Annotated in this window: 19 protein-coding genes and 1 pseudogene; 12 read left to right on the plus strand and 8 right to left on the minus strand. The window is 52.3% G+C overall.

The window, feature by feature from the left end:
* Nucleotides 1-64: 64 nt before the first annotated feature.
* A complete protein-coding gene (gene adhE, locus ACWKX3_RS03830) occupies nucleotides 65-2743 on the minus strand; it encodes a bifunctional acetaldehyde-CoA/alcohol dehydrogenase (protein ID WP_006175838.1) in 2679 nt (892 codons plus the stop codon).
* A gap of 479 nt (nucleotides 2744-3222) precedes the next feature.
* On the opposite strand from adhE, the gene ACWKX3_RS03835 reads away from it, so the two are divergent.
* The 7 genes from ACWKX3_RS03835 to ACWKX3_RS03865 all read left to right on the plus strand — a co-directional run bounded on the left by ACWKX3_RS03835 (nucleotide 3223) and on the right by ACWKX3_RS03865 (nucleotide 11108).
* Nucleotides 3223-3870 carry a YchE family NAAT transporter gene (locus ACWKX3_RS03835; protein WP_006175836.1) on the plus strand — a complete coding sequence of 216 codons (648 nt, stop codon included), beginning with the start codon at nucleotides 3223-3225 and terminating at the stop codon, nucleotides 3868-3870.
* A gap of 773 nt (nucleotides 3871-4643) precedes the next feature.
* Nucleotides 4644-6275, plus strand: a complete 1632-nt coding sequence (gene oppA / locus ACWKX3_RS03840; protein ID WP_006175831.1) for an oligopeptide ABC transporter substrate-binding protein OppA — start codon at nucleotides 4644-4646, stop codon at nucleotides 6273-6275.
* Nucleotides 6276-6356: 81 nt separating this feature from the next.
* Nucleotides 6357-7277, plus strand: a complete 921-nt coding sequence (gene oppB / locus ACWKX3_RS03845) for an oligopeptide ABC transporter permease OppB (protein WP_006175829.1) — start codon at nucleotides 6357-6359, stop codon at nucleotides 7275-7277.
* A 12-nt stretch (nucleotides 7278-7289) separates the two neighbouring features.
* Nucleotides 7290-8198 carry an oligopeptide ABC transporter permease OppC gene (oppC, locus tag ACWKX3_RS03850; RefSeq protein WP_006175828.1) on the plus strand — a complete coding sequence of 303 codons (909 nt, stop codon included), beginning with the start codon at nucleotides 7290-7292 and terminating at the stop codon, nucleotides 8196-8198.
* A gap of 11 nt (nucleotides 8199-8209) precedes the next feature.
* The gene (gene oppD, locus ACWKX3_RS03855) at nucleotides 8210-9223 is read left to right on the plus strand and encodes an ABC transporter ATP-binding protein (protein WP_101737517.1); all 1014 of its coding nucleotides are present in this window, start codon (nucleotides 8210-8212) and stop codon (nucleotides 9221-9223) included.
* Nucleotides 9220-10224, plus strand: a complete 1005-nt coding sequence (gene oppF / locus ACWKX3_RS03860; RefSeq protein WP_454541301.1) for a murein tripeptide/oligopeptide ABC transporter ATP-binding protein OppF — start codon at nucleotides 9220-9222, stop codon at nucleotides 10222-10224. Before oppD ends, oppF begins: the two co-directional genes overlap by 4 nt.
* A gap of 14 nt (nucleotides 10225-10238) precedes the next feature.
* Nucleotides 10239-11108 (plus strand): ion transporter, encoded by an 870-nt coding sequence (locus tag ACWKX3_RS03865; protein WP_202560769.1) that lies wholly within the window; start codon nucleotides 10239-10241, stop codon nucleotides 11106-11108.
* Between the two features lie 31 nt (nucleotides 11109-11139).
* Here ACWKX3_RS03865 and ACWKX3_RS03870 read toward each other — a convergent pair whose 3' ends face one another.
* Together ACWKX3_RS03870 and cls are read right to left on the minus strand one after the other, a co-directional pair.
* Nucleotides 11140-11469, minus strand: a complete 330-nt coding sequence (locus ACWKX3_RS03870; protein WP_003856748.1) for an HI1450 family dsDNA-mimic protein — start codon at nucleotides 11467-11469, stop codon at nucleotides 11140-11142.
* A gap of 33 nt (nucleotides 11470-11502) precedes the next feature.
* Nucleotides 11503-12963, minus strand: coding sequence for a cardiolipin synthase (gene cls, locus ACWKX3_RS03875; protein WP_042319969.1), 1461 nt, complete (start codon nucleotides 12961-12963; stop codon nucleotides 11503-11505).
* A 143-nt stretch (nucleotides 12964-13106) separates the two neighbouring features.
* Here cls and ACWKX3_RS03880 point away from each other — a divergent pair, with 143 nt between their 5' ends.
* The 4 genes from ACWKX3_RS03880 to leuE all read left to right on the plus strand — a co-directional run bounded on the left by ACWKX3_RS03880 (nucleotide 13107) and on the right by leuE (nucleotide 14652).
* Nucleotides 13107-13280 (plus strand): YciY family protein, encoded by a 174-nt coding sequence (locus ACWKX3_RS03880; RefSeq protein ID WP_088208314.1) that lies wholly within the window; start codon nucleotides 13107-13109, stop codon nucleotides 13278-13280.
* A 118-nt stretch (nucleotides 13281-13398) separates the two neighbouring features.
* Complete coding sequence (locus tag ACWKX3_RS03885) at nucleotides 13399-13527, plus strand: KPN_01571 family protein (protein WP_454541302.1); 129 nt, start codon at nucleotides 13399-13401, stop codon at nucleotides 13525-13527.
* A 12-nt stretch (nucleotides 13528-13539) separates the two neighbouring features.
* Nucleotides 13540-13950 carry an Exc2 family lipoprotein gene (locus tag ACWKX3_RS03890; protein WP_454541303.1) on the plus strand — a complete coding sequence of 137 codons (411 nt, stop codon included), beginning with the start codon at nucleotides 13540-13542 and terminating at the stop codon, nucleotides 13948-13950.
* Between the two features lie 66 nt (nucleotides 13951-14016).
* Nucleotides 14017-14652, plus strand: a complete 636-nt coding sequence (gene leuE / locus ACWKX3_RS03895; RefSeq protein WP_454541304.1) for a leucine efflux protein LeuE — start codon at nucleotides 14017-14019, stop codon at nucleotides 14650-14652.
* Between the two features lie 44 nt (nucleotides 14653-14696).
* Here leuE and ACWKX3_RS03900 read toward each other — a convergent pair whose 3' ends face one another.
* Nucleotides 14697-14993 carry a YciI family protein gene (locus tag ACWKX3_RS03900; protein WP_058610417.1) on the minus strand — a complete coding sequence of 99 codons (297 nt, stop codon included), beginning with the start codon at nucleotides 14991-14993 and terminating at the stop codon, nucleotides 14697-14699.
* Nucleotides 14994-15215: 222 nt separating this feature from the next.
* On the opposite strand from ACWKX3_RS03900, the gene tonB reads away from it, so the two are divergent.
* The gene (gene tonB, locus ACWKX3_RS03905; RefSeq protein WP_058610418.1) at nucleotides 15216-15941 is read left to right on the plus strand and encodes a TonB system transport protein TonB; all 726 of its coding nucleotides are present in this window, start codon (nucleotides 15216-15218) and stop codon (nucleotides 15939-15941) included.
* A 42-nt stretch (nucleotides 15942-15983) separates the two neighbouring features.
* Here the strand turns inward: tonB and yciA are convergent, their stop codons facing one another.
* The 4 genes and pseudogenes from yciA to ACWKX3_RS03925 all read right to left on the minus strand — a co-directional run.
* Nucleotides 15984-16379, minus strand: coding sequence for an acyl-CoA thioester hydrolase YciA (gene yciA, locus ACWKX3_RS03910; protein WP_400405124.1), 396 nt, complete (start codon nucleotides 16377-16379; stop codon nucleotides 15984-15986).
* 102 nt (nucleotides 16380-16481) lie between these two features.
* Nucleotides 16482-17021, minus strand: a complete 540-nt coding sequence (locus tag ACWKX3_RS03915; RefSeq protein ID WP_006175757.1) for a septation protein A — start codon at nucleotides 17019-17021, stop codon at nucleotides 16482-16484.
* Nucleotides 17022-17078: 57 nt separating this feature from the next.
* The gene (locus tag ACWKX3_RS03920; RefSeq protein ID WP_006175756.1) at nucleotides 17079-17822 is read right to left on the minus strand and encodes a YciC family protein; all 744 of its coding nucleotides are present in this window, start codon (nucleotides 17820-17822) and stop codon (nucleotides 17079-17081) included.
* Nucleotides 17823-17847: 25 nt separating this feature from the next.
* Nucleotides 17848-17937, minus strand: a pseudogene (locus ACWKX3_RS03925) (YkgJ family cysteine cluster protein); the annotation flags it as partial.
* Nucleotides 17938-18114 lie beyond the last annotated feature (177 nt).

Below are 18114 nucleotides of genomic sequence, written 5' to 3' on the forward strand. Positions count from 1 at the left end.
TAGTGTTTAAAACCATCAGACATAAAAAAACCCGCCATTGGCGGGTTTTTTCTTAGGCTGTCAATCAGGCGTTTTTCTTCGCTTTTTTGTCAGCTTTTACTACCGGCGCTGCAACTTGTGCAGTGTCAGCTTCGCCTTCTTTGTACTCACGTCCGTAGAAGGTATCCAGCAGGATCTGTTTCAGCTCGGCAATCAGTGGGTAACGTGGGTTAGCACCGGTACACTGGTCATCGAAGGCATCTTCAGACAGCTTATCAACGTGAGCGAGGAAGTCAGCTTCCTGAACGCCTGCTTCGCGGATAGATTTAGGAATGCCCAGCTCAGCTTTGATGCTGTCCAGCCATGCCAGCAGTTTCTCAATCTTCGCCGCGGTGCGATCGCCCGGAGCGGACAGACCCAGGTGGTCAGCGATTTCAGCATAGCGACGACGCGCTTGCGGACGGTCGTACTGGCTGAAAGCAGTCTGCTTGGTTGGGTTGTCGTTCGCGTTATAGCGGATAACGTTGCTGATCAACAGGGCGTTCGCCAGACCGTGAGGAATGTGGAACTGGGAGCCCAGTTTGTGCGCCATTGAGTGACACACGCCCAGGAAGGCGTTCGCAAACGCGATACCCGCGATGGTCGCAGCACTGTGTACACGCTCACGCGCTACCGGATTTTTAGAGCCTTCGTTGTAAGATGCTGGCAGGTTTTCTTTCAGCAACTTCAGCGCCTGCAGAGCCTGACCGTCGGAGAACTCAGATGCCAGTACGGAAACGTAAGCTTCCAGGGCGTGAGTGACCGCATCAAGACCACCAAACGCACACAGTGACTTCGGCATATCCATGACCAGGTTGGCATCAACGATAGCCATATCCGGCGTAAGCGCGTAGTCAGCCAGTGGGTATTTCTGGCCGGTTGCATCGTCAGTGACCACAGCAAACGGCGTCACTTCTGAACCGGTACCGGAAGTGGTGGTAACCGCGATCATTTTCGCTTTTACGCCCATTTTCGGGAACTTGTAGATACGTTTACGGATGTCCATAAAGCGCAGCGCCAGTTCTTCGAAGTGAGTTTCAGGATGTTCGTACATCACCCACATGATTTTCGCGGCATCCATTGGGGAACCACCGCCCAGTGCGATAATCACATCTGGTTTGAAGGAGTTTGCCAGCTCGGCACCTTTGCGAACCACGCTCAGCGTTGGGTCAGCTTCAACTTCAAAGAAGACTTCAGTTTCTACACCAGACGCTTTCAGAACAGAGGTGATCTGGTCTGCATAGCCGTTGTTGAACAGGAAACGGTCAGTCACGATGAGCGCACGTTTGTGGCCATCAGTAATCACTTCATCCAGCGCGATTGGCAGAGAGCCGCGGCGGAAGTAGATAGATTTCGGAAGTTTATGCCACAACATGTTTTCAGCTCGCTTAGCAACGGTTTTCTTGTTGATCAGGTGTTTTGGACCAACGTTTTCAGAGATGGAGTTACCACCCCAGGAACCACAACCCAGAGTCAGGGAAGGTGCGAGTTTGAAGTTATACAGGTCGCCGATACCACCCTGAGAAGCAGGGGTGTTAATCAGAATACGGGCAGTTTTCATCATCTGACCGAAGTGGGCAACACGTTCTGGCTGGTTATCCTGGTCGGTGTACAGGCAAGAGGTGTGACCGATACCGCCCATCGCAACCAGTTTCTCCGCTTTTTCTACCGCGTCTTCGAAATCTTTCGCGCGGTACATTGCAAGCGTAGGAGACAGTTTTTCGTGTGCAAACGGTTCGCTTTCATCAACAACAGTGACTTCACCGATCAGAATCTTGGTGTTTGCCGGCACGGTAAAGCCTGCAAGTTCAGCGATTTTGTAAGCAGGCTGGCCTACGATAGCAGCGTTGAGTGCGCCATTTTTCAGAATGATGTTCTGAACCGCTTTCAGTTCCTGGCCCTGCAGCATGTAGCCGCCATGGCTGGCGAAACGTTCACGAACGGCGTCATAAACGGAATCCACCACAACAACAGACTGTTCAGAAGCACAGATAACGCCGTTGTCGAAGGTTTTGGACATCAGTACGGAAGCCACAGCACGTTTGATATCTGCGGTTTCATCGATAACAACAGGGGTGTTGCCTGCGCCAACGCCGATAGCCGGTTTACCGGAGCTGTATGCCGCTTTAACCATGCCTGGACCACCGGTCGCCAGAATCAGGTTAATGTCCGGGTGATGCATCAGCGCGTTGGACAGTTCAACGGAAGGTTGGTCAATCCAGCCAATAAGATCTTTTGGCGCACCCGCGGCGATTGCTGCTTGCAGGACGATGTCAGCTGCTTTGTTGGTGGCGTCTTTCGCACGTGGGTGCGGGGAGAAGATGATTGCGTTACGGGTCTTCAGGCTGATAAGAGATTTGAAGATTGCGGTAGACGTTGGGTTGGTGGTTGGAACGATACCGCAAATGATGCCGATAGGTTCTGCGATGGTAATCGTACCGAAGGTGTCGTCTTCAGACAGCACGCCGCAGGTTTTCTCATCTTTATAGGCGTTGTAGATATACTCAGAAGCAAAGTGGTTTTTGATCACTTTATCTTCAACAATACCCATGCCGGATTCGGCAACGGCCATTTTAGCGAGAGGGATTCGAGCATCTGCAGCAGCCAGAGCGGCCGCGCGGAAGATTTTATCAACCTGTTCTTGGGTGAAATTGGCATATTCACGCTGGGCTTTTTTCACGCGCTCGACGAGGGCGTTCAGTTCAGCGATATTGGTAACAGCCATAATGCTCTCCTGATAATGTTTAAACTCTTTTAGTAAACCAGCGCTCGATACGTCACACAGTATAGTCAGAGCCGTTCATGCTTGCGTAACACACAATAAAACAAAGGGTTACTGACCGCCTGAACGCACTAATTTACTAAAAGAGCCTTACCTTAGCATCATCCCTTTTTGATAGGTGATATCCCTGGGGGCGTAATCAAGATTACTCACTTCTGAGTACGAAAATCATGATCTGCGTCAATTTTTCCCTAAGCTGATACCTTTCAGCAGGGGTATTTTGTCGACATTATTCTACTGTTAAATAATTAAGTAACTATTGAAAGCGAAGCTATCATAGATAATACAAATAATTAACATTATGAAATGCTATTATTTTGCCGCAGATTTCTGATGAAGAATGCGTATAAAAAGCGTATCTTCAGCGCGGTTTTATCAGGATCCCTTTTCAGCCCAGGCTATGCGCATTAGCGGAGCACCACGTGATTCAAACGCTCTTTGATTTCCCTACATATTTTAAGTTTTTTATTGGTTTGTTTGCCCTCGTGAACCCGGTGGGGATCATTCCTGTCTTCATTAGCATGACCAGCTACCAGACGGCGGCCGCCAGAAATAAGACTAACCTCACTGCAAACCTGTCAGTTGCCATTATTTTGCTGACCTCCCTTTATCTGGGAGACGCCATTCTGCAGTTGTTTGGTATCTCGATTGATTCCTTCAGAATTGCAGGCGGGATCCTGGTCGTTACCATCGCCATGTCGATGATCAGCGGTAAGCTCGGTGAAGATAAGCAGAATAAACAGGAGAAGTCAGAGACCGCTATCCGCGAAAGCATCGGCGTGGTGCCGCTGGCGCTGCCTTTGATGGCCGGACCGGGCGCGATCAGCTCAACGATCGTATGGGGTACGCGCTACCACAACGTGATGCACCTGATTGGGTTTTCGGTGGCGATAGCCCTGTTTGCGCTTTGCTGCTGGGGCGTATTCCGTATGGCACCGTGGCTGGTTCGTTTACTGGGTCAGACGGGCATTAACGTCATAACGCGTATTATGGGTCTTTTGCTGATGGCGCTGGGCATTGAGTTTATCGTCACCGGCATTAAAAGCATTTTCCCCGGATTGTTGCATTAACAGTTTCATATGAAAGAACGGTGCCGGTGGCACCGTTTTTTTTACATCGTTATCAGTAAAAAATATAAATAAAGTTGAAATGCGCACACGTCATAATAAATTCTACTAATAATCTCCACTTTATACATTTCAATGAGTTAGATGTTGACTCTCATCACCTCTGCACATAAATCCTGCAATCGATCTGTTATTTTTCTCACATGATACTCTGGGGCTTGCTGAGAGATAACCGAAATGATATTAGTAATTTCAACGTTCCCCCAGAGGAATGTGCTAAATAATAATCAATTGTTAATTTTTTGTACAAAACCAGTCGAACGAAGCGCAGCGACGCGCTCGCAGAAGTATATTTCTGTATCGCATTGAATAGCAGGGCGTTTCCCTGATGTTTGATCTCAGGCAAGGCAGCCCCCTAAAAGACGGTCTCTACCGTAAAAGAGAATTGCTTAACAAATTTGCAAAATGTATTGGCGAGAGCTGACGCCATTTGGTACTTTCCGGCCTTATATTTTGCAGCTGTAAACAAGTAGATGAGAATTATTTTCATATAGTTTTCTTCTCAGATATCTCAGGCACGTCGCGGACAGGGCGGCGTACCCGGAATCGACGCAAGACCGCCACACGAGCGGTCAGTAATAAAGAAGTCGGTGATAGCAAGAAGTAAAAAAAAGAACCTGACAGCAGCAAAAAAAACTCCTGCGCTGTACAGGCCCCAGAAGGGGATTACACAACTGGCGAAGGCCGGTCATTATAATGAGTGGAGTACCAACACAATGTCCATCATCACAAAAAAAAGTCTGGTCGCGGCGGGAATTTTAACTGCGCTAATCGCGGGCAACGCTGCAATGGCTGCAGACGTGCCGGCAGGGGTTCAACTGGCTGAGAAGCAAACGCTGGTTCGTAATAACGGCGCTGAAGTTCAGTCTCTCGATCCGCACAAAATCGAAGGTGTTCCTGAGTCAAACGTAAACCGCGACCTGTTTGAAGGTCTGCTGGTGACCGACGTTGACGGCCACCCGGCTCCGGGTGTTGCTGAAAAATGGGAAAATAAAGATTTCAAAGTCTGGACCTTCCATCTGCGTAAAGATGCAAAATGGTCTGACGGTACACCAGTAACCGCTGAAGATTTCGTTTATAGCTGGCAGCGTCTGGCAAATCCTAATACCGCCTCTCCGTATGCGAGCTATCTGCAGTATGGTCACATCGCCAATATTGATGACATCATTACGGGTAAAAAACCGGTGACTGACCTCGGCGTAAAAGCCATTGATGCAAACACATTTGAAGTGACGTTGAGCGAGCCTGTTCCGTACTTCTACAAACTGCTGGTTCACCCGTCCGTTTCCCCGGTTCCAAAAGCGGCCATCGAGAAGTTTGGTGAGAAATGGACCCAGCCTGCGAATATCGTCACCAACGGCGCTTATAAGCTGAAAGACTGGGTGGTCAACGAACGTTTGGTGCTAGAGCGTAACACCAATTACTGGGATAACGCGAAGACCGTCATTAACCAGGTGACCTATCTGCCAATCGCTTCTGAAGTGACGGACGTTAACCGCTACCGCAGCGGTGAAATCGATATGACCTATAACAACATGCCGATTGAACTGTTCCAGAAGCTGAAAAAAGAAATTCCGAAAGAAGTACATGTCGATCCTTACCTCTGCACTTACTACTATGAAATTAACAACCAAAAAGCACCGTTTACCGACGTGCGCGTTCGTACCGCACTGAAGCTGGCGCTGGACCGCGATATCATTGTTAACAAAGTGAAGAACCAGGGCGACCTGCCAGCATACAGCTATACCCCTCCGTACACCGATGGCGCGAAACTGACCGAGCCAGAGTGGTTCAAAATGACGCAGGAACAGCGTAACGCCGAAGCGAAAAAACTGCTGGCCGAAGCCGGGTATACCGCTGACAAGCCGCTGACCTTCAGCCTGCTGTACAACACCTCGGATCTGCATAAAAAACTGGCTATCGCCGTCGCATCCATCTGGAAGAAGAACCTGGGCGCAAACGTGAAGCTGGAAAATCAGGAGTGGAAGACCTTCCTCGACACGCGTCATCAGGGCACCTTTGACGTTGCGCGCGCAGGCTGGTGTGCGGACTATAACGAACCGACGTCCTTCCTGAATACCATGCTGAGCGACAGTTCCAACAACACCGCGCACTATAAGAGCCCGGCGTTTGACAAGCTGATTGGCGATACGCTGAAAACCACTGACGACGCGCAGCGCGCTGAACTCTATTCAAAAGCGGAGCAGCAGCTGGATAAAGATTCCGCGATTGTGCCGGTTTACTACTACGTGAACGCCCGTCTGGTTAAGCCATGGGTTGGGGGTTACACAGGTAAAGACCCGATGGATAATATCTCTGTCAAAAACTTGTATATTATCAAGCATTAATGGCAATGAGTGGGGCGGGTATACTCGCCCCACGGTGTCTAATCATCATCACATAAAGGCACACGCCAGAAGGTACGGGCAATGTTGAAATTTATCCTGCGTCGCTGTTTAGAAGCGATTCCAACGCTATTTATTCTTATTACAATTTCCTTCTTTATGATGCGTTTGGCCCCGGGCAGTCCTTTTACCGGTGAGCGCACGCTGCCGCCAGAAGTCATGGCCAACATCGAAGCGAAATATCATTTAAACGATCCTATCACCACCCAATACTTCAATTATCTGAAGCAGCTGGCGCACGGGGATTTTGGGCCGTCATTCAAATATAAAGACTATTCCGTTAACGACCTGGTGGCCTCCAGCTTCCCGGTATCGGCGAAATTAGGCGCGGCGGCATTTATTCTGGCCGTGGTTCTCGGCGTCACGGCGGGCGTTATCGCCGCGTTGAAACAAAATACCCGATGGGATTACGCCGTGATGGGGGTGGCAATGACCGGGGTGGTCATACCCAGCTTCGTTGTCGCGCCATTATTGGTCATGATATTCGCGATCACGCTGAAATGGCTGCCCGGGGGCGGCTGGAACGGTGGGGCAATACAATTTATGATTTTGCCGATGGTGGCGCTCTCGCTGGCCTACATCGCCAGCATCGCGCGTATCACCCGTGGTTCGATGATTGAAGTATTGCACTCAAACTTCATCCGTACCGCGCGCGCAAAAGGGCTGCCGATGCGCCGCATCATCTTCCGCCATGCGCTTAAACCTGCGCTGTTACCGGTGCTGTCGTACATGGGCCCGGCCTTCGTGGGGATCATCACCGGTTCAATGGTTATAGAAACCATTTATGGCTTGCCGGGTATTGGTCAGCTGTTTGTTAACGGTGCACTTAACCGTGACTATTCACTCGTTCTCAGCCTCACCATCCTTGTGGGGGCACTGACAATTCTCTTTAACGCCGTTGTCGATGTGCTGTATGCCGTTATCGACCCGAAAATCCGTTACTAACTGGAGCTCGCCATGATGTTGAGTAAGAAAAACAGCGAGGCGCTGGAAAACTTCAGTGAAAAACTGGAAGTCGAAGGTCGTAGCCTCTGGCAGGACGCCCGGCGGCGTTTTATGCATAACCGTGCAGCGGTTGCCAGCCTGATTGTGCTGGTGATTATTGCGCTGTTTGTCACCCTGGCACCCATGCTGTCGCAGTTCAGCTATTTCGATACTGACTGGGGCATGATGTCGAGCGCGCCGGATATGGAATCCGGCCACTATTTCGGTACCGACTCCTCAGGGCGTGACCTGCTGGTCCGCGTGGCTATCGGTGGGCGCATTTCGCTGATGGTCGGGATCGCCGCCGCGCTGGTGGCCGTGATCCTGGGCACGCTTTACGGTTCGCTTTCCGGCTACCTGGGCGGCAAAGTGGATTCCGTGATGATGCGTCTGCTTGAGATCCTTAACTCCTTCCCGTTCATGTTCTTCGTTATTCTGCTGGTGACCTTCTTTGGTCAAAATATCCTACTGATCTTCGTGGCCATCGGGATGGTCTCCTGGCTGGACATGGCGCGTATTGTGCGTGGGCAAACGCTTAGCCTGAAGCGAAAAGAGTTTATCGAAGCCGCCCAGGTGGGTGGGGTTTCCACCGGGAACATCGTGGTTCGCCACATCGTTCCAAACGTGCTGGGCGTCGTTGTGGTCTATGCCTCGCTGCTGGTGCCAAGCATGATCCTGTTTGAATCTTTCCTGAGCTTCCTGGGGCTGGGTACGCAAGAGCCACTGAGCAGCTGGGGTGCGCTGCTGAGCGATGGGGCAAACTCAATGGAAGTCTCTCCATGGCTGCTGCTGTATCCGGCGGGCTTCCTGGTTGTCACCCTGTTCTGTTTCAACTTTATCGGCGATGGCCTGCGTGATGCCCTCGACCCGAAAGACCGTTAAGGAGCGCCGTCATGACAATTATTGAAACGGCATCTGTGCCGCAGGCGCAACAGCAGGAAAGCATTCTGCTGGACGTCAAAGATCTCCGCGTGACGTTTAACACGCCAGACGGCGATGTTACCGCCGTTAACGATCTGAACTTCAGCCTGCGGGCCGGTGAAACCCTCGGTATTGTGGGCGAGTCCGGTTCAGGTAAATCGCAAACGGCGTTTGCGCTGATGGGCCTGCTGGCGCAAAACGGGCGTATCGGGGGATCTGCCACCTTCAACGGAAAAGAGATCCTCAACCTGCCGGAGCAACAGCTGAACACGCTGCGCGCCGAGCAAATCTCAATGATTTTTCAGGACCCGATGACCTCCCTGAACCCGTATATGCGCGTGGGTGAACAGCTGATGGAAGTGCTGATGCTGCATAAAGGGCTGGGTAAAGCGGAAGCGTTTGAAGAGTCCGTAAAAATGCTCGATGCGGTAAAAATGCCGGAAGCGCGCAAGCGTATGCGCATGTTCCCGCACGAGTTCTCCGGCGGCATGCGCCAGCGCGTAATGATCGCCATGGCGCTGCTGTGCAGGCCCAAGCTGCTGATTGCCGATGAACCTACCACCGCGCTGGACGTGACCGTTCAGGCGCAGATCATGACTCTGTTGAATGAGCTTAAGCGTGAATTTAACACTGCCATTATCATGATCACCCACGACTTGGGCGTCGTCGCGGGCATCTGCGATAAAGTGCTGGTGATGTACGCAGGGCGTACTATGGAGTACGGCAAGGCGCGAGACGTGTTCTACCAGCCAGCCCATCCGTATTCGATTGGCCTGCTGAACGCCGTTCCGCGTCTTGATGCGGAAGGGGAATCTCTGCTGACCATTCCAGGTAACCCGCCGAACCTGCTGCGTTTACCGAAAGGTTGTCCGTTCCAGCCGCGCTGCCCGCACGCGATGGAAATCTGTAACAGCGCGCCGCCGCTGGAAGCGTTTGCCCCGGGCCGACTGCGCGCCTGCTATAAGCCGCTGGAGGAGCTGGTATGAACGCCATAGATGAAAAAAGAAACGTGCTGCTCGAAATCGCCGACCTCAAGGTTCATTTCGATATCAAAGATGGCAAACAGTGGTTCTGGCAGCCCTCTAAAACCCTTAAGGCGGTTGATGGCGTAACGCTTCGTCTGTACGAAGGGGAAACGCTGGGCGTGGTGGGTGAGTCCGGCTGCGGCAAATCCACCTTTGCGCGCGCGATTATCGGTCTGGTGAAAGCGACCGACGGCAAAGTAGCGTGGCTGGGCAAAGATCTGCTGGGTATGAAGCCGAATGAATGGCGCGCGGTACGCAGCGACATCCAGATGATTTTCCAGGATCCGCTGGCATCGCTGAACCCGCGTATGACCATCGGGGAGATCATCGCCGAGCCGCTGCGTACTTACCATCCTAAAATGTCGCGTCAGGAAGCGCGCGACCGCGTCAAGGCGATGATGATGAAGGTGGGTCTGCTGCCTAACCTCATCAACCGTTATCCGCACGAGTTCTCCGGCGGCCAGTGCCAGCGTATCGGCATTGCGCGTGCGCTGATCCTCGAGCCGAAGCTGATTATCTGCGATGAGCCTGTCTCCGCGCTGGACGTGTCTATCCAGGCGCAGGTGGTGAACCTGCTGCAAAAGCTGCAGCGTGAAATGGGCCTGTCGCTGATTTTCATCGCGCATGACCTGGCGGTCGTGAAGCACATCTCCGACCGCGTTCTGGTGATGTACCTGGGTCACGCCGTTGAGCTAGGCACGTACGATGAGGTGTACCATAACCCGTTGCACCCGTACACCAAAGCGCTGATGTCCGCGGTGCCTGTTCCGGATCCCGATCTGGAAAAGAATAAAACCATCCAGCTTCTGGAGGGTGAACTGCCGTCGCCCATTAACCCGCCATCGGGCTGCGTTTTCCGTACGCGCTGTCCTATTGCCGGGCCGGAATGTGCAAAAACGAGGCCGGTTCTGGAAGGCAGTTTCCGACATGCGGTTTCCTGCCTGAAAGTAGACCCGTTATAATCGCAAGGGCTGACATGATGTCAGCCCTTATTATTTGCGAGGTTAATGTGTCGCGATTATTCACGTCGGCCCGTCAGCGGCTGTATCACCTGTTATTCGATCCCCATACGGTGTCCGGGCGGCGCTTTGAGGGGCTGTGCGGATTATTTGCGCTGATAAGCGTGATCATTATCTTTGTCGAATCCGGCGCCGGAACGCAATATCACCTGACCTTTGATGAATGGCACGTCTTTGTCTGGCTGGAACTGATCGTCACCCTGGTCTTTACCCTTGAGTTTATTTTACGCGTCGCCTGCTGGCCTAATCCGGCAAAATACGTTTTCAGCTTCTGGGGCTTTATTGATTTAGCCACCATCCTGCCGCTGTACGTTATGTGGCTTTGGCCGGAAATCAGCCTGAACTATGTGTTTGCCTGGCGAGCCATGCGCGCCATTCGCGTGCTGCGTATTTTAAAACTACTGCGGTTTATGCCGTCGCTGAGGGTATTTTGGGTGGCGATCCTCAGCGCGCGACATCAGCTTATTCTCTTTTATTCGTTTATCGCGATTGTGATGATTGTCTTCGGATCGCTGATGTATTTAATTGAGGGGCCAAAATACGGCTTCACCACGCTGAATGCGTCGGTGTACTGGGCCATCGTGACGGTCACCACCGTGGGCTACGGCGATATTACCCCGCACACGCCGCTGGGGCGCATTGTGGCATCGGTGCTCATTCTGATTGGCTATTCGGTGATTGCGATCCCGACGGGGCTTATTACCACGCACATGAGCAGCGCATTTCAAAGTCGCCAGCAGCAGAGGAAGTGCCCGAATTGTCAGCAGGGGAGTCATGAGCACAGCGCACGGTTTTGTCACCGCTGTGGAAGTCACTTACCGGAGTAAATAAAAAAGGCTGCCATCGCAGCCTTTTTTATCACTCGCGCCATAAAATATGGCACAGCTTGTGGTCTTTCTCGCGACAGAGCAGTACGCGGGCGAAGATATCGTTAATTTCACCGCCATCTTCATCGGCAAGACCAATCACCACCTCGGCGAAGAAATCTGGATTGAGATCGAAATCGACATGTTCGGCCCAGTCTTCGGCCGGGTCGAACAGTTCGGCGCCGCCGCGCTCTTCGAACTGCAGATTAAAGAGGATCACGTCGGCCGGGTCGAGATTATCCACCGCCAGTTCGAGAAAAATGTCATAGGCCTGCTCGAGCGTTTCGTCTTCGGTCAGGCGATTATTCAGATCCATTTCCATGATGACTACCTGTTTAACATCGTTGGGCACGTTTTACAGCAACGGACTAAAGAAGTAAAACAGTCGTTCGGCAATTCGCTGCCACAACGGACGTTTCACCCACAGCCTGGCGTCCAGCAGGCGCGAGCGCGAGATGTAATCATCCTGAACCGCCGCCAGATCGCCGCCAAAACCGGCGTCATCAATCACCAGTGTGATCTCAAAGTTGAGCCACAGGCTGCGCATATCGAGGTTCACGGTTCCCACGAGACTCAGTTCGCCATCAACCAGCACGCTCTTGGTATGTAACAATCCGCCTTCAAACTGATAGATTTTCACGCCTGCGGCAAGCAGTTCGCTGAAGAACGCGCGGCTTGCCCAGCCCACCAGCAGCGAGTCATTCTTACGCGGCATAATAATGCTGACGTCCACGCCACGCTGCGCGGCGGTACAGATCGCATGCAGCAGATCGTCACTCGGGACGAAGTAGGGGGTCGTCATGATCAAATACTCACGTGCGGAATAGGTCGCGGTGAGCAGCGCCTGATGGATCAGATCCTCCGGGAAACCCGGGCCAGACGCGATGGTGTGGATGGTGTGGCCGCTGGCCTCTTCAAACGGCATGATATTCCCGTCTGGCGGTGGCGGCAGGATGCGTTTGCCCGTCTCAATTTCCCAGTCACAGGAATAAACGATCCCCATCGACGTCGCCACCGGGCCTTCCATACGCGCCATCAGGTCGATCCATTGTCCGACCCCGGAATCTTGTTTGAAGAAGCGGGGGTCAACCATGTTCATGCTGCCGGTGTAGGCAATATAGTTATCAATCAGGATCATCTTACGGTGCTGGCGCAGATCCATGCGTCGCAGGAAAACACGCAGCAGGTTAACCTTGAGCGCCTCCACCACTTCGATACCCGCATTGCGCATCATACCGGCCCAGGGGCTGCGGAAAAACGCGACGCTCCCTGCGGAGTCGAGCATAAGGCGGCAGTGGATCCCACGCCGCGCGGCCGCCATCAGCGACTCGGCAACCTGGTCCGCCATCCCGCCTGGCTGCCAGATGTAAAACACCATCTCGATGTTGTGGCGTGCAAGCTGAATGTCACGGATCAGCGCCTGCATCACATCATCGGAGGTGGTCATCAGCTGCAGCTGGTTCCCCTTGACGCCGCCAATTCCCTGGCGCCGCTCGCACAGCTGAAACAGCGATGCCGCGACGCTGCTATTTTCTTCCGCAAAGATATGTTTGCAGGCTTTAAGATCGTTAAGCCACTTTGCTGTCGATGGCCACATCGCGCGGGCGCGCTCTGCACGCCGTTTACCCAAATGGAGTTCGCCAAAAGAGAGATAGGCGATGATGCCCACCAGCGGCAGAATATAGATAATCAGAAGCCAGGCCATGGCAGAGGGTACAGCTCTGCGCTTCATCAGGATACGTAATGTCACCCCCGCGATTAACAGCCAGTATCCCAGAATGACCAGCCAACTCACCACGGTGTAGAAGGTTGTCATAGTTAAAAAATCCTTTTGAAAGCGTATTGTTATGAGTGTACGCATCAGGATTCATCTGGCAAATAAAAACGGCAGATAAAAGCGCTGGTTTGCCGCCAGGTTGGGTTTATAATGGCCTTTCTTATAAAGAAAGAGTTGTAGACATGAAGCGCAGTAGAAATGAAGTAGGGCGCTGGCGCATGTTGCGACAGGTGAGTCGTCGTAAGGCTCGTTGGCTGGAAGCACAATCCCGCCGCAATATGCGTATTCACGCCATCAGGAAATGTGGGCTTAGCCGACACCGTAATGCATTACTGTTCGCGGTCCAGGACATCTGATCCCCACAGGGCACCGTCACGGTGCCCACAATGCCGCCAAAATCTATCATTATTTGCAGTCCCCGACAGCAGGCTTCCGCGGTATACTTTGCGCGCCTAATCTTATGAAATTACGAGAATGAATCCCTATTTGTGGGTCTTTATTGTGCTTTTAGCGCTGGACGCGCTCAGGGAAGAATTACAGCTGCCGACATTCTCTTCGCTGGCAGTATATATATACGCCTGGGCCACGCAGTGGAATGTTTAAAAGGAAAATGGAATGAACGGAAAACATATCGCGTTATTTCTCGGGATTGCGCTGCTCGGCGGGTGTACGAATACAAAAACGTCACCCGAACGCCATGCGTATTATTTCGTCTCGCATAAATCCAGTTTTGTCGGGGGCAACTACACCTCGAGCGTTTCACAAAATTACCGACTGAACGTACCACAGTTCCGTGAACTGTATGCCCGCGGCAAAGCGGACCGCGCCGCAGGCCGAACACAGGAGGAAGCGTCTGCCTATGCGCAGAGTATCCGCGACCAGCTTAAACAAGATGCGAGTACCGATCACTCGTTCAACGGCAACGCCAGTGACACATGGACCTCCGGGATGGAGGAAAAAGACGCCATCCTGTTTGGCAATGAACTGGCCGCGTCTTATTTTGACGGCTATAACGGCGTACAATAGCCGGGCGTTTTGGGAATATCGTCGTTGCAGCGATATTCTCGTCATTTTAAGCAAAAGGAGGGAGAGGTGTTTGCGGAGTTTGGTGTACTGAATTTTTGGACGTACGTTGTCGGCGCATTTTTTATTGTTCTGGTTCCAGGTCCGAATACCTTGTTTGTGCTGAAAACAGGGATTGGCCACGGTGTTAAAAAAGGTTATCTGGCCGCCACCGGGGTATTTATCGGCGACGCGGTACTGATGTTCCTGGCCTGGGCAGGTGTCGCTGCGCTTATCCAGACGACGCCGGTGTTATTCAATATTGTTCGTTATCTGGGCGCATTTTATCTGTTGTGGCTCGGGGGAAAAATACTCTGGTCAGTGGCTACCCGGCAAAATAACGGCCAACAGAGCGGTACAGAACCCGCCAGCATGATCATGAAGCGCTCGCTGGTGTTAAGCCTGACGAACCCGAAAGCGATTCTTTTCTACGTCTCGTTTTTTGTACAGTTCATTGATGTGCGGGCTGAAAATACAGGTACCTCTTTCCTGATCCTTGCTACAACGCTCGAGCTAATCAGCTTTATGTATATGAGCTTCCTGATCTTCTCCGGCGCGTTTGTCACGCGCTACCTGAAAACCAAAAAGAAACTGGCGACGCTGGGAAATGGTTTGATAGGGCTGCTGTTTGTGGGCTTTGCGGCGAGGCTGGCATCACTGCACTGAGTAAAATCAGTCGAAAAAAGGCTCCTTAGGGAGCCTTTCTTATATCAAAATACTTTCTTGTAAGGCCGCACGGTTACCTTTGCATACACGCCCGCCGCGACGTACGGATCCGCGTCAGCCCAGGCCTGCGCGGCTTCCAGTGATTCGAATTCAGCAATGACCGTCGAGCCTGAAAAACCCGCCGCACCCGGATCGTTGCTGTCTACGGCAGGCATTGGGCCTGCGGTCAATAATTTGCCTTCATCCTGAAGCAGCTGCAGGCGAGCCAGGTGCGCAGGGCGTACAGAGAGGCGTTTTTCCAGGGAGTCGGCGTTATCTTCGGCGTAAATCACATAAAGCACGGGGGTAGCTCCTTAACCAGTAAAAGTGTCAATTACGTTATGTGAAAGGGCAACTGACTGCAATGTAAAGATAAAAACAATGTTAATACCCTGATCTGAGTGCGCTTTTTTTGGGGTTTCTTGCGCTTAAATTGCCCCGCATCAAAGTGACTTGTTGAATATGATTGCTATTTGCATTTAAAATCGAGGTCCGGTTTTTAAACGTTGATGATTATGACTTCGATGACCCTAGATTTACCTCGCCGCTTTCCATGGCCGACGCTGCTTTCCGTGGTTATCCACGGCGCTGTCGTGGCGGGTCTGCTCTATACCTCGGTTCATCAGGTTATTGAAATGCCAGCGCCCGCGCAGCCTATTTCTGTGACCATGGTATCGCCTGCGGATCTTGAGCCGCCGCAGGTTGCGCCACCGCCACAGCCCGTCGCTGAGCCAGAACCGGAGCCAGAGCCTGAACCCGTTCCGGAGCCGCCGAAAGAAGCGCCCGTGGTGATCCACAAGCCGGAGCCAAAACCCAAACCTAAACCGAAGCCAAAGCCGGTGAAGAAGGTGGAAGAGCGTCCGAAACGTGAAACGCGTCCGGTTGAGCCACGCGCAACGCAGACGGTCGAAAACGCTGCGCCGTCGCGACCGCTAATGAATAGCGCGCCTGCTGCGGCAAAACCAACGGTATCCGCGCCTGCGGGGCCTCGCGCCCTCAGCCGTAACCAACCGCAATATCCCGCACGTGCTCAGGCCCTGCGTATTGAAGGGCGTGTGCGGGTCAAATTTGACGTAACCTCTGATGGCCGCGTCGAGAACGTAGAGGTCCTGTCTGCACAGCCTTCTAATATGTTCGAGCGTGAGGTGAAGTCAGCCATGAGAAAATGGCGTTATGAAGCCGGCAAGCCGGGTCGTGGGTTGATTGTGAATATTGTGTTCCGCCTGAACGGCGGGGCACAGATGGAATAAAAGAAAAAGCCTCCGGACCGGAGGCTTTTTTTTGTCGGAATATCAGCCCTGCGGCAGTGGCCGGGGTTTGCCCGCGTTATCTACCGCCACGTAGATAAACAGCGCTTCCGTTGCTTTATAACGCTGCCCAATCGGCTCAGAAGAGACTTTTTTCACCCACACTTCAATATTGATAGAAATAGACGTATTGCCGCGCTTAACACAGCGCGCGTAACAGCAGACAACGTCACCCACAGCCACTGGTCGAAGGAAGGTCATGCCGTCTACCCGGACGGTTACAACCCGCCCGTGTGCAATCTCTTTTGCCAGGATCGCGCCGCCCATATCCATTTGCGACATAAGCCAGCCGCCAAAAATATCGCCGTTAGCATTGGTGTCTGCGGGCATTGCCAGCGTGCGCAATACCAGTTCGCCCTGAGGGGCGTCATTTTTTGTCATTGTTTTTACTCGTAACTGAAGACTTCAGGCGGGATGCTACTATGATTTCGGGCTGGAGAGAATAGACCGGAGCGCATGTAATTTGCGCTCCGGTTATGTTTATTAGTGCTTCTCGTCCTGAGGCATATGACGATAGATATACACCCCGCTTAACAGGGTGAAGATCAGCGTTAACGCCGTCAGGCCAAAGACCTTGAAGTTGACCCAAATATTCTGTGGCAGCCAGAAGGCGATATAGATATTGGCGAGGCCACATAAAATAAAGAACACCGCCCAGGCGATATTCAGGCGGGACCAGACGTGCTGCGGCAGCGTCAGCTCTTTACCCAGCATACGCTGGATCAGCGGCTTTTTCATGATCCACTGGCTAATCAGCAATGCACCGGCGAACAGGCCATAAATGACGGTCACCTTCCATTTGATAAACTCATCATTATGGAAGAACAGGGTTAACCCGCCAAAGACCGCAACCAGGACAAACGTCACCAGCGCCATTTTTTCAACTTTACGATAGCGAACCCAGCTGTAAATCAGCACGATGGCTGTGGCGATAATCAGTGCCGTGGTCGCAGCATAGATGTCGTACAGCTTATAAAAGGCAAAAAAGACGACCAGCGGTAAAAAATCCAGAAACTGCTTCATTCTACAATCCCATCCTCTGAGTGGGGCTAGACACAGCGATGTGCCCGGCCATCAGGACTACTGACGAATTAACATATACAGGCGGAACAGGTAGACCAGCAGCACGGCTGAAATCAGGTTGCTCAGCGTATTAGCGACTACCGCACCCACATTGGGCGTTAACACGGCAAAGTTCGGTGCAAACAGCAGTAACAGCGTTTTAGCAAGCAGCCAGCCGATGACAGCCGGTGCGACCAGGCGCATATTCGACCAGGCCAGTCGGATGCTGCTGCGCATCGCAGTGAAGATCCCCATTTTATCCTGGACCACCATCACCGGCGCGAAGGAGAGCACGATAGCCAGCAGCACGCCCGGAACTACGATCAGCATAATCCCCATCTGTACTAGCAGGGTGGTCAGAAAAATGAGGATAAACAGTTTCGGCAGAACAGGGGCGCTGGCACCGATGGCACGCAGGGCGCTGACGCGTTGTCCGGCTGAAACCAGTTGGATCATCAGCAGCACACCACCTGCGAGGATAGCATTGCCAATCAGGCCCGAGAAGGTGGACGCAGCCGATGCCCGCAGCAGGATTTGCTGCTGTTCAGGCGTCATGTTCTGCACCAGGTCAAACAGCCCCACGCTCCCTGCAAGGTGATCTCCCTGGCTGAGGCTGGCAATTTGTTCATCACTGGGTGAGAACGCATGACCCAGCACCACCGTGATAAAAGCGCACAACAACGCAATCAGTAAAAAGGTAATGAACTGATTGCGGAAAAAATTTCCCGTGTCACGGTAGACAGACTTCGCCGTGATAGACATGCACTCTCCTTGAGTATTGCAGGTGTTAATTAGCCGGCAATTGTACACCGGATAACGCCGATGTGGCAGCATCAAGGGGTGTATGGAAAAGCATATCTTTGTAAAGCAGCGGTAAGAGTCAACTTTCCCGTCTTCAACGCCAGAATCTGATCCTCTCGTTTAGCGATGCTTAATGACAATTACCTGGCCTGCATATCCTTGAAATTTGATATAGATACGCATTCGCCCCTCCAGAATTGACCTTAAAAATTAACCCAGATCAATGAATGTTAAAGTATTGGTTTTAATGTGA

The organism is Enterobacter sp. UPMP2052 (genome assembly GCF_053709675.1).